At 60.2% G+C, this 11907-nt stretch carries 8 protein-coding genes and 1 tRNA gene; 5 read left to right on the plus strand and 4 right to left on the minus strand.

Going from position 1 to position 11907, the window contains the following annotated elements; translation table 11 throughout:
* Window positions 1-23: 23 nt before the first annotated feature.
* On the plus strand, window positions 24-827 hold the full coding sequence (locus HMPREF3160_RS09375; protein ID WP_141739899.1) for a hypothetical protein: 804 nt from the start codon (window positions 24-26) through the stop codon (window positions 825-827).
* Window positions 828-936: 109 nt separating this feature from the next.
* Here HMPREF3160_RS09375 and pepN read toward each other — a convergent pair whose 3' ends face one another.
* From pepN to HMPREF3160_RS09390, 3 genes are all read right to left on the minus strand, one after another.
* Window positions 937-3603, minus strand: coding sequence for an aminopeptidase N (gene pepN, locus HMPREF3160_RS09380; protein ID WP_070508124.1), 2667 nt, complete (start codon window positions 3601-3603; stop codon window positions 937-939).
* A gap of 123 nt (window positions 3604-3726) precedes the next feature.
* Entirely contained in the window at window positions 3727-5769 is a 2043-nt protein-coding gene (locus HMPREF3160_RS09385; protein WP_070508125.1) for an acyl-CoA dehydrogenase family protein, read from the minus strand.
* A gap of 2 nt (window positions 5770-5771) precedes the next feature.
* Entirely contained in the window at window positions 5772-6551 is a 780-nt protein-coding gene (locus tag HMPREF3160_RS09390) for a TetR/AcrR family transcriptional regulator (protein ID WP_070508126.1), read from the minus strand.
* A gap of 148 nt (window positions 6552-6699) precedes the next feature.
* On the opposite strand from HMPREF3160_RS09390, the gene HMPREF3160_RS09395 reads away from it, so the two are divergent.
* From HMPREF3160_RS09395 to HMPREF3160_RS09405, 3 genes are read left to right on the plus strand one after another with little or no spacing between them, the layout of a single operon-like run.
* Window positions 6700-8070, plus strand: a complete 1371-nt coding sequence (locus HMPREF3160_RS09395; RefSeq protein ID WP_083285617.1) for an acetyl-CoA C-acetyltransferase — start codon at window positions 6700-6702, stop codon at window positions 8068-8070.
* A gap of 1 nt (window position 8071) precedes the next feature.
* Window positions 8072-9433 carry a 3-oxoacyl-ACP reductase gene (locus tag HMPREF3160_RS09400; protein ID WP_070508127.1) on the plus strand — a complete coding sequence of 454 codons (1362 nt, stop codon included), beginning with the start codon at window positions 8072-8074 and terminating at the stop codon, window positions 9431-9433.
* A 2-nt stretch (window positions 9434-9435) separates the two neighbouring features.
* Window positions 9436-10371, plus strand: a complete 936-nt coding sequence (locus HMPREF3160_RS09405) for a MaoC/PaaZ C-terminal domain-containing protein (protein WP_070508128.1) — start codon at window positions 9436-9438, stop codon at window positions 10369-10371.
* Here the strand turns inward: HMPREF3160_RS09405 and HMPREF3160_RS09410 are convergent.
* A complete protein-coding gene (locus tag HMPREF3160_RS09410) occupies window positions 10340-11536 on the minus strand; it encodes a glycosyltransferase (RefSeq protein ID WP_070508129.1) in 1197 nt (398 codons plus the stop codon). The two genes, HMPREF3160_RS09405 and HMPREF3160_RS09410, sit on opposite strands and share 32 nt — an antisense overlap.
* A 251-nt stretch (window positions 11537-11787) precedes the next feature.
* Here HMPREF3160_RS09410 and HMPREF3160_RS09415 point away from each other — a divergent pair.
* Window positions 11788-11873: transfer RNA gene (locus tag HMPREF3160_RS09415), tRNA-Leu, on the plus strand.
* Window positions 11874-11907: the final 34 nt, after the last annotated feature.

Genomic DNA, 11907 nt, shown 5'->3' on the forward strand with positions numbered 1-11907 from the left:
AACGCATCATGTTGGAGGTTCACATGAAGACCGTAAGGAATATTGCAACAGCAACCGCAACCGGACTACTCATCGGAGGGCTCGCACTTGGCGGAACTGCCACTGCCAGCCCAGCTAGCACCGTAGCGCCAGAGAAAGGCGCGAATGCCGCATCGTGCTTTGCAGAAGCAAACACGCAGACTCTAACTATCCAGCAGAACATCGAAGCTACGCTGGGCAATCTCAACGTAGCGGAGAAGAAACTCCTCGCTGAGGACTACCAGTCCAACAACTATTCGGCTGACCTGAAGAAAAATATCGAGCTCTCTCACGACAAGAGCGAAAAGGCCAAGACGTTGGTCTCCTCGGCTCTGCAGATCGCGGAGGAGGATTACGGAAGCCTCGAAGACCTGAATGCGGCCGTATCCAAGGCTCAAGCAGACCGTGACGAAGCCATCCAGGCCTATGATGCGATCGTTGAGAAGATAGAAAATGGAGACATCTCAGGTGACGAAGCCAAGAAGGCGGAAAAGAAAGCCACTGATGCGGTAGCTGAAACCACCGATGCATACAACGACAAGCTGACCGATCTCTCGGGGGTCGTGAAGCTACTTCAGTCGGCCCGAAACATTAACGGTGAAGCCCGCGATGCAGCACAGGCCGGGCTCAACAACCTCAAACAGGCAGAAGGCGCCGGCTATTGGCCAGCTAACGGCGAAGAGATCAAGACCGCGCTGACCAACGCTGACAAGGCGGCACTCCAAGCGGACCAGGAGCTTGAAAGCCTCCTCGATGGAGATTGCTCCGAGCTAATCGACCAGTCGGGAACTCAGCCAGGAACCCAGTAAGCATTTTCGGCCAGTGAAGGAAGCAGTAAAATAGTGGGCACGTCGCCAAGCTCTTGGTGACGTGCCCACTATTTTTATGTGAGAGAGGCTGTGCTAAGCCTCTGTTTTTCTATGCCTTCGAGCTAGCTGCTTGCGCGGCTAGGCGACGCTCAGCATCATCAAGCTCTTCTTGAACGAGGCGACGCAACGCAGCTGGCGCGTCCTTGGATCCATCAAGCCACCTACGTGCACGCATGATCTCAGGGTTGTACTTGAGGTCGCCGTCGGCCAGTTCAACCGCGCCAGGGAAGAGGCCCTCAACAACGCGGGTCGCCTGGCCCTGCGACATCGAAGCCCACACGCTCTCGATCCGCTCCCAGTACTCGGCCGGTTCAGGTTGATCCTTGTGGGCCGGGTCGATGCCCAGACCGTCTGCGTAGGCCTGCAGGTAGTCGTTGGATAGAACCGTGCCGTCGGATTCTTTGCCTACGTACACGTTCGCGCGGATCTCCTTCTTGACCTCAGCATCCGGGCGGGCGGCAAGCGCCTCACGCAAACCACATGCAGCATCCTGAGTTGGCTTGCGGTGGTGCTCAGCCTCGATGTCTTCAGCGGTAGCGCGGCCGTGCGCGGCGAGCACTGTCAGCGAGGCCCACGTCAGCTCTTCGCCCAGGGTCTCCTTGTCCTGATGCCAGGACTCAACCACGTCGAGCAGGCCCTCTGGAAGCTCGGAAACCCGAGCAGCCGTGTAGAGCAGCGAACGAGTGAATACGAGGCGGCGGTCAGAGCCGACCTCTTCTTCAAGAACCTGAGTCAGCAAGAACGTGAGCCACCGCTGTGCGATCTCGGCGCGCTGGTCCTTGGTCGTGTAGCCGCGAACAGCGATACCCGCCTGCCCCAGTACGGTAGCCAAGACGCCGGAGTCCTCGATCAACGCGGAGTTAGCGACTACGCCATCGATGAAACGCTCGGCAGGTAGGTCGCCGTCACGGGTCATGTTCCATGCGGCAGCAAGCGCGGTTGCACGGTCCAGCTCGGAATCCAAACCAACCGTCAAAGCGACATCAAGCGAAGCGCCCTCCAGGCGGACCTTCGCATACGTGAGGTCACCCTGGTTCGGCAACACGGCGCTACGGCCCGCAACCAAGGTGCGGCCCACCAACTCAGGAACTGGTGCGGACTCACCCTCAAGGCGAACCTCGAACGCCTCAACCAGACGTGCAGGTTCGGCAGCCTGCTCAACCGCATCAGCATCAGCGGCGTCGCCAGCCTCGAACAAGCCAACCTTGAGCACCTGCGGACGCACCACCTCCTTGCCCGTCACCGGGTCCGTTCCCTGCTGCTTCACAACAGCGGAGGTGACAACCCCATCGGCATCCGTTTCCGTTTCAACCCACAGGCTTGATGGGCCCGACGTGTTGAGCCACGCCTCAGCCCACGCCTGCATGTCGCGGCCGGATGCCTCGGAAAGGATCACCAGGAAATCATCCAGGGTAGTGTTGCCCCACGCGTGGCGCTGGAAGTACGTGCGCGATGCCTGCAGGAACGCGTCCTGACCCACGTAGGCGGCGAGCTGCTTCAGAACCGAAGCACCCTTCGCGTACGTGATGCCATCGAAGTTCTGATCCGCGGCTTCAAGGTCCACGATGTCGGCCATGATCGGGTGGGTCGTCGGGTACTGGTCCTGTGTGTAGGCCCAGCCCTTGCGGCGCGAGGCGAACGTCGTCCAGGCGGTTGCGAAGCGGGTTGCTTCATCGACCACGAGGGTGCCGATGTAGTCCGCGAAGGATTCCTTGAGCCACAGGTCATCCCACCACGTCATCGTCACGAGGTCGCCGAACCACATGTGTGACATCTCGTGCATGATCGTGTTCGCGCGTCCCTCGTGCTGAGCCAGCGTCGGCGCCGAGGTGAAAACATAGGCTTCCGTGAACGTCACCAGGCCCGGGTTCTCCATCGCGCCGAGGTTGTATTCCGGTACGAACACCTGGTGATAGTCACCCCACGGGTATGCGTAGTCGAAGTGGGTATGGAACCAGTCGAGCCCCTGCTTGGTGAGCGTGAACAGTTCCTCGTGGTCCAGGTGTTCAGCGATGGACGCGCGGCACGCCAACTGCAACGGAACAGAGACTTCAACGCCCGATGCGGTGGTCTCGTTGTAGTGGTCCTGCCAGGTCGCGTACGGCCCGGCGAGGAATGTGGTGATGTAGGTCGACATCGGCTCGGTTGTGGTGAAGGAGCGGGTCGCGCTACCGTCGCCGTGATCCTCGGTTGCCTCGAGCGAACCGTTAGCATCCGCATGCCAGTCGCTTGGCGCGGTGATGGATACGCTGAAGCGGGCCTTCTGATCCGGCTGGTCAAAGCACGGATAGATGCGGCGGCAGTCTGCTGGCTCATTCTGGGAGTACAGGTAGACCTGGCCATCGGTTGGGTCTTTGAAGTAGTGGACGCCTTCACCCGAGCGTGAGTAGGCGGATTTCGAACGGATCGTCACCGTGTTCTCGGCTTCAAGGCCCCGCAGGTAGATGCGTGCCCCATCGACAGCATCATTGACCGGAACCTCGCGGCCGTTGAGGGTAATCTGCTCAACGATCCCGTCGACGTAGTCCAGGAACGTTTCGGAACCGGCAACTGCTGTGAACTGCAGGGTGGTTGTGAGCTCAAAGTGTGTGGGGTTCTCACTCACCGCACTCATGAAGTCAAGATGCAACTGGTACGTGTGGGCTTGCACGGTGCGCGAACGTTGCTGCGCGTCGTTGCGGGAGAGATTTTCGTTGGAAGAACGCAGACTACTCATGTGAATATTCAAACATTATTGGCGTGCAGACCTTTAACCAGCTATAACCGCGTATGGCCTGCACCCATCGGCGCAGGCCATACGCGGCGTTAGTTGGCTGAGTTGGCTCGGCTCAGCGTGGTCTTACTTGGCGGCTTTTTCTTTAGCGCGCAGCGTTTTCTCTGACACCGGGGCGTCCGGGTCCTTGCGCAGCTTCTCGTAGTAGGCGTGCGCTTCGTCCTGACGTTCCTGCTCGCGGCCAGAAGAGATCGGTGCGCGGTAGTGCTCTTGTGTGTAACCGAACGCATCAACCAGATCCTGAGCGTGCGGGCGCAGACGGGTGATCAAACGATCCAGGTACTCGGTCAGGGTGCGGCCGCGGTGAGGAGAAATAAGGCCGTGCATCATGTACCAGCCGAGCTCCTCCTCGATCACGGTGAGCGCGAAAACATCGCGTACCCACGTCAGAACCTGCGCGGTGCCGTCCCACGACTCGCCGTGTTTTTCTTCGAACGCCTCGATCGCGCGAGTGAACGCCTCCCACTGAAGCAAGCGGGCGTGAGCCTTGGAGGCAAGCACGAGGCTGTTCTGATGCTGGTTGAAAACATCGGCTTGATCGCCAGGGGAGGCTTTGCGTACCGCGTTGAGCGCTTTCGCGATCTCTTCGACAGCCATGCGAACGCGTGCTGAGAGCAATTCGTGCTGAACCTGCGGATCCTTGAGGTTCTTAGCTGTGCGGCGCTCTGATGCGGTATCCAGGGCATCCTGAACAACGTTGCGCAAACCGGAATGTGAATAGAAGTTCTCCGCCAGAGACTTCGCGGCGAAGGTCGCCAAGCCCAGCGGCTCCATACCCTTGAGCTGGCCGGCGAATTCGGTCAGTAGGCGCTTGCCCACCAACTGAAGCAGAACGTTGTTATCGCCTTCGAATGTCGTGTAAACATCCAGGTCTGCGCGCAGGGAGGTCAATCGGTTCTCGGCCATGAACCCCGCGCCACCGCATGCTTCGCGGCATTCTTGCAGTGTATCCATCGCATCCCATGTGCTGACCGGTTTCAACGCCGCAGCCAACGTTTCGAGGTCCTGACGGGCTTCGTCGTTGTCTTCGCGGCCGGAGAACACCGTATCGAACTTGAGTAGCAGCTCATCGTGGGCGAACGTTCCGGCATAAGCCTTGGCCAGAAGAGGGATCAAGCGGCGCTGATGGCGGCCATAATCCAGCAGCAGCTGCTCGCGGTTGCCGGCGGCAGCGAACTGGCGGCGCTGATTCGCGTACGTCACCGCAATACCCAAGCCGACCTTGGACGCGGCGATCGAAGCGCCATCGAGAGACACTCGGCCCTGAACCAAGGTTGAGATCATCGTGAAGAAGCGGCGCCCCGGGGAATCGATGCTTGAAGAATACGTGCCGTCAGCCGCGACGTCGCCGTAACGGTTCAGCAGGTTGGTGCGTGGAATGCGCACGTTCGTGAAGTGCAGCATGCCGTTGTCGATGCCGTTGAGGCCACCCTTGACGCCATCGTCTTCTGCGCCAACGCCTGGAAGCAGGTTGCCGTCCTCATCGCGGATCGGAACCATGAAACAGTGCACACCGTGGTTGACACCCTTGGTGATTAGCTGAGCGAAGACGGTGGCTGCACGGCCGTGCAGAGCTGCGTTACCGAGGTAGTCCTTCCAAGCCGCCCGGAACGGGGTGTGGATCACGAACTCTTCGGCATCTTCGTCATAGGTTGCGGTGGTGCCGATGCTTGCAACGTCTGAGCCGTGGCCAGCCTCGGTCATCGCGAACGCACCGGGGAGCTCAAGGCTGATGATCTGTGGGATCCACTTACGATGGTGTTCCTCGGTCCCAAGGTGCAGCACGGCTGAGCCGAACAGGCCCCACTGAACGCCGGCTTTGATCTGCATCGAAGGGTCAGCGATGACGAGCTCCTCGAAAGCAGAGATGTTGCCGCCGTGGTCGTCACGGCCGCCGAGCTCGGTTGGGAACGCGCGGGAGATCGCGTCTTGTTCAACCAGGATCTTGAGGTTGTTGAAAACGTGCTGGCGCTGGTCAGCTAGGACCTGACCCTCGATCTTGTGCAGACGTGTGTCTTTGACGCGTTCGCGTGCTTCAGTGCGTGCTTCGGCAAAGCTGCCCAAGAGGTACTGATTCAAGCGGTTTACGTTGATGCTGGTGCTACTCATGGTCAGTGTGCCTTTCCTAGTGCTGCGGCGGGTGTTTCGGTTTGGTTGTCCATGTCGATGGGGGAGAGGACCCCGTGGGTGAGCCACGTACTGATTGCCTGAGCTAGTTGTGCAGCTGGGGTGCTGTTTTCGTTTTGGTGGGTCAGCCAGTGGTCAACTGCGGAGAGGATGAATCCGAGCGCGGATTCAGCCCAGAGGGTGTCAAAGAGCTCGCTGCTGTGATGCGGGGTGATTTGGCGTAGCCCGGACGTCATGAGCGATGTGATGTCGTTGCGGGCCTTGGCCGCTACATCGGTCTCGATTGAGCTGCTGGTCGGCATGACGCCGGCAGCGTTTTCGGGGTGCATCACGAACGCATAGAGCGCGGGGGAGCTTTGTGCTTGGTCGAGGTATTCGCGGATCATCGCTGTGAGTCCGCCTTCGGGTGTGGTGGCTCGGCGGCCAGCGTCGATCACGTGTGCCCTCACACGCGTGATGATTTTTTGGGAAATCGCAGCACGTAGACCGTCTTTGTCGCCGAAGTATCGGTAGTAGACGGACTTGGATGTTTGCGCGGCTGCTGCGATCTCGTCCATCGATAGCTGTGGGCCGCCGTGGTGGATGGCTCGGCGGGCGGCTATGAGGAGTTCTTCGCGCCGTTGCCTGCGGTGGTCTTCCCAACGTGTTGCGCGTCCGTCGCCTTCGCGCTCGTCAGCACTGCGCTCATCAGTTTGGTGTTCATCAATTGTGCGGTGTTCATCATCATGTGTGGCGAGTGAGCCTTCGGCTTGATCGCTGTGCATGGGTCAGCCTCGCTTGTAACGCATTGAATACTGTGTGATGTATTTCACGATACCGATAGTATCAGGTACGCTGAGTATTGGTTGAATCACATGAGGCACTGTTAGCTTCAAGCTCGAATAGAGACTCCACTAGAGAGGACACAAGTCCGTGAACAAGTCCCCAGAAAACTCCCCGGCAAACAAGGCAGAAGCAGTAAGTAAAGCTGAGCCTAAGCCGCAGAACCCAGGTGTATCTGCGCCTCGTGAGGTTGCGATTGTTGGTGGTAACCGCATTCCGTTCGCACGCGCCTACACCGCATACGCCGATGTGTCTGAGAAAGACATGATGCTTGCCGCCCTCGATGGGCTCGTTGCCCGCTTTGGTTTGCAAGGGGAACGGCTTGGCGCCGTGGCCGCTGGTGCCGTACTGAAGCACCCAAAGGACTTCAACTTGACCCGCGAGGTCGTTCTGGGCTCCCAGCTTGACCCGGCAACGCCTGCCCACGATGTTCAGATGGCGTGCGCGACCGGCGTTGAAGCCGTCGGCTCCGTAGCCGACAAGATCGCTCACGGCCGCATCGACGTCGGCGTGGCAGGCGGGGTGGACAGCATCTCCGACGCTCCAGTCGTTGTCACGGACGGGCTACGTAAGATCCTGGTGCGCCTCACGACAGCGAAGACCGTCAAGCAGAAGCTCGCGGCGATCGCATCGATCCGACCATCCCACCTCAAGCCAGTTGCGCCGGGCACTGCCGAGCCTCGCACCGGCTTGTCGATGGGTGAGCACCAGGCGATCACGAACGAACGCTGGGGAATTACTCGCGAGGCCCAGGATGAGCTTGCCGCTGCAAGCCACCGCAACCTCGCGAAAGCTTACGACGAGAACTTCTTCGACGACCTCATCACCGGATTCCAGGGGCTCACTCGCGATAACAATATGCGCCCGGATTCCACGGTTGAGAAGCTCGCGAAGCTCAAGACCGTTTACGGCAAGAGCCTGAAATCGGAACCAACGATGACCGCCGGTAACTCGACCCCTCTGACCGACGGCGCATCAGCTGTTCTGTTGAGCTCGGTTGAATACGCTGATGAGAAGGGCCTGCCGAAGCTGGCCAAGCTCGTTGACTACGAGCTCGGTGCCGTGGATTTTGTTGGTGGTGAAGAGGGCCTCCTCATGGCTCCTGCCTACGCCGTCCCACGCATGCTCGAGCGTAACGGCCTCACGCTTCAGGACTTCGATTTCTACGAGATCCATGAGGCCTTCGCCGGTACCGTGCTCTCGACCCTGAAGGCATGGGAAGACGAAGAGTTCTGCACCACCAAGCTCGGCTTGAAGGCCCCGCTCGGTTCGATCGACCGTTCCAAGCTCAACGTCAACGGATCCTCCCTGGCAGCCGGCCACCCGTTCGCAGCAACCGGCGGGCGCATCATCGCCTCGGCCGCCAAGATGGTTCACGCCAAGGGCAGCAAGGCACGCGCGCTCGTATCCGTGTGCGCGGCAGGCGGCCAGGGCGCTGTAGCTATCGTGGAGGCTTTCTAATATGGCTGATCAGTACATGAAATTCACCCAAGCAGGGTTCGGTAAATTCCTGAGCAAGAAGCTCGGGCTACCCCGGCCAACCACGCTGCGCCGCTTTGAGGAAGGTGCGCCGCTCGTGCCTGGCACGGCGGTCGTGCTCGGGGTGGAAACACAACTGGAAACCCGGAGCAAAAGCGTCCAACGGATCGCGGATCTGCTCGGAACGTGGGGTGTCAACGCCACAACCCACCCTGATTCTGTGCGCGGTGAGATCGGTGCCATCATCCTGTGCACCGAAGAAATCAATACTCCAGAAGAGCTGAGCAGCGTAGCGATGACCGCGTCCCCGCTGGTCAAGAAGCTCGCACGCACCGGCCGTGTTGTGGCCCTCATGCGCCGAGCGGATCAAGCCACATCCACAGCCCAAGCTAGCGCCCGCGGTGCCGTAACCGGCATGATGCGTTCGCTCGCTCGCGAGCTCCGTTGGGGATCGACCGGCAACGGCATCGTGTTAGATAATTCCGTCGATGTGGATGCAACGAGCGTCCAGGCGGCGCTACGTTTCTTACTTTCGGGTCGCTCGGCTTACGTTGACGGCCAATTCATCGAAGTCAGCAGTGCCGCTGGAACACTGCCAGAGAACCCGGAGAAACGACTAGAAGGTAAAGTCGCAGCCGTCACCGGTGCGGCCCGTGGCATCGGCGCCGCGATCGCTAAGGTTTTGGCTCGCGACGGCGCACGCGTCATCGCGATCGACATGCCAGGGGCATCCGAATCGCTCACCACAGTGGCCAACGAGATCAAGGGAACCGCGCTCCAGCTCGACGTCACGGCTGCAGACGCTGGCGAGCGCATTATCGAGCATGCACGCCAGCTACACGGCGGCCTCGACATCGTGATCCATAACGCGGGCATCACGCGCGATAAGTTGCTGGCCAACATGGATGAGTCACGGTGGAACAGCGTCATGGCAGTGAACCTGGAATCCCAGTTGCGCATGAACAAGCAGTTCCAGGAGGCGGGGCTCGATGGCCTGCGTGTAGTGACACTCGCCTCAACCTCCGGTATTGCCGGTAACCGAGGCCAAACTAACTATGCAGCATCGAAAGCTGGCGTGATCGCGATGGTTGCGGCTGAAGCCGAGAGGTTCGCGGCCCACGGTGGCTCGATCAACGCGGTCGCTCCGGGCTTCATCGAAACTGACATGACAGCCAAGATCCCACTCGGCCCGCGTGTGGTGGGCCGGCTCGTGATGCCAAGCCTTCAACAGGGAGGCTTGCCCGTGGATGTTGCCGAAGCGATCAGCTTCCTCGCATCTGACGGCGCGGGTGGTGTCAATGGCCAGACTCTGCGGGTGTGTGGCCAGAGCCTGATCGGAGCGTGAGTATGTCCATCCGTTATCTCGACGCGCTGCCAAGCCTGGGGAAGATCTATGCGCAAGCGGGTACCGAGGCGCTTAAGAAGCGGCCAAAGAAGGTCTCTGCAGGTAGCCTCCCGAGTGGTGGGCTCGGCGTGCGTGGGGTCACGATCTCCCGGGAAACCGTCAACGCTGTCAACCGTCACGTTGGGGCGCCCACTAGGGATTCCGTGCCGAGCATCGTGGTGTTTGGTACAGCGTTTCCGTTGCTGATCGAGCTCATGCGGCAGCCGGAGTTCCCGTTGCCGATGCTCGGGATGATCCACTTGACCAACACGGTTGAGCATCACCGCACCATCGTGCCGGGGGAGAGGCTCACTTTCGAGGTCCGGCCGCTTTCACTCGATGCGCATTACGCAGGTGTGGCGTGTGAGATCGAAACGCGTGTGCTCGATGACGGTGGCGACGTGGTCTGGAAGGGGACGGGTGTGTTCCTCGCTAAGGGGGTCTCTCTCAACGGTGCGCAGAAGCCGGAACGACCCGAACGGGAGACGCCTGACCTTCCGCAGATGAACGCTCAGTGGAGCTTTGAACCAGGGGAGGGCCGTAGGTGGGCCGGGATCCTGGGGGATTACAACCCGATCCATCTCTCCAACGTGAGTGCGAGACTGTTGGGCATGAAAACCGCGATCGTTCACGGCGCGGACCTCGCAGCGCACGCGCTGGCTGCTGTTGAACCGGCTGATGCAACTGCTTGCGGAGGCTATGAGTGGCACATCGAATTCGGTGCGCCCGTTCCGATCCCGTCCCGCATCAGCTTTAACCAGACTGCGGTGAAGAACGCAGATTTTGGTGAGGGAAACACGGGAGAGGAAGTTGAGGGGCTTGTTGGCTTCACCGGGTTCAGCGCCAGGAAGAAGCCTCGGGTCCACTTCACAGGGTACGTTCGCCCCTTGGGTGCGTAGCCGCCTGACGGTAGAGGTCCAGAAGCGTTGAGGCGGTGGACTCCCACGAGAAGTGCCGGCCGTGATCTGCGGCCGCGAGCGCTACGTCGTGGGGGACACCGCCCTTAGCCCATGGCGACAACGCGCGCGCCCACTCGTGTGGATCACGTGAGTGAATCAGCAAGCCGTCAACGCCGTCGTCAATCAAATCAAGTAAGCCACCTGCGGCATGCCCTACAACAGGGGTGCCGGAAGCTAGTGCCTCGGCCGCTACAAGACCGAATGTCTCGTGGCGAGATGGCACCACAACAACGTCAGCGGCCCTGTACATTAACGCGAGCCGTTTCTGGGGCATCGGGGGTTTGAACGCAACCCGATCCTCGACGCCTCGCGCGCGTGCCCGTGCCGCTAGGTCCATCGAACCGGGCCCAGACTGATCCCCGATCATGACCAGGCTCGCTTCACACCTCGCATCTTTCAGCGCAGCCAGGGTATCTAGCGCGACATCCGGGCCCTTATAGTCCTGGAACCTGCCAGCGAACAACATCTTGAGCCCGCTCCGGTGTGCTCCGGGCTCTACTGGCCAGGAAGCCGTAGGCCCTTCTGGGTGGAACACGCTGCGGTCGATCCCGGGACGGGCGATCGTGATCTTCTCAAGCTGGACCCGTAGGTCGTCACTGAGCTCCGCCCGGTCTGTCACGGTATTTGCTGTGAGCCCGTACGCTTCGGCGGCGATGCGTTGTTCCGTCTGCTCACGGAAGGTTTCCACGGCAGTCCGGGTGTGGCCGTGATGCCGCTTCCGCGCGGAGGTGGTGTGAAAGGTTGCGATAACCGGCTTGCCGTGAGCGGCTTTGAGGGCGGCGTCGGCTGAGAGCCAATAGTGGGCGTGAACCACATCTGCAGCCATAAAAGCTGGATGCTGGGACAACTGTTGAGCGAACTCATCCGTGTACTGGGGGAGCTCTTCCTTGGGGGCATCAGCTGGCCCCGCGGGTAGCGTGTGGACACGGTAGCCGGGGGTCACTTTGATGCTTCCCGGTTCATCTCGTGTGAAAACGTCAACGCTCACGCCGGCGGCTGCGAGGGCACGGGACGTTTGATCGACGAAAACATTGAGACCACCGGCGTCCCCTCCGCCCGCTGTTGCACGCGGCGAGGTGTGCATACTGATCACAGCAACGTGCATTTCGTCACACTCCAGGTGGAAAACAGGAAGAAACCGAGCAACGACATGAGCGGCATCTAGCTCGCTTGAAGCCAGTAAATAAGCCCATGGAACGGCTTTCATTCTAGAGCTAGCAGCTCACGCGAGGTAACTGGCAGGCCATCCACGTGACATATAGAGGCCCCCTCGTTTTGGCATTCTCGAAATCCATGTGTAGAGTCTTTCCTGTTGTCTTCGGCCAGTGCAACACAATAGACTGGCCAAAGCCGCTCGCGCGGGTGGCGGAATAGGTAGACGCGCTAGCTTGAGGTGCTAGTCCTCGCATAAGAGGGTGGGGGTTCAAGTCCCCCTCCGCGCACGTCTGTAATGTGTCGGGACATCGTTCACACGAT

The sequence above is a fragment of the Arthrobacter sp. HMSC06H05 genome, from assembly GCF_001807395.1.
Classification (GTDB): domain Bacteria; phylum Actinomycetota; class Actinomycetes; order Actinomycetales; family Micrococcaceae; genus Pseudoglutamicibacter; species Pseudoglutamicibacter albus.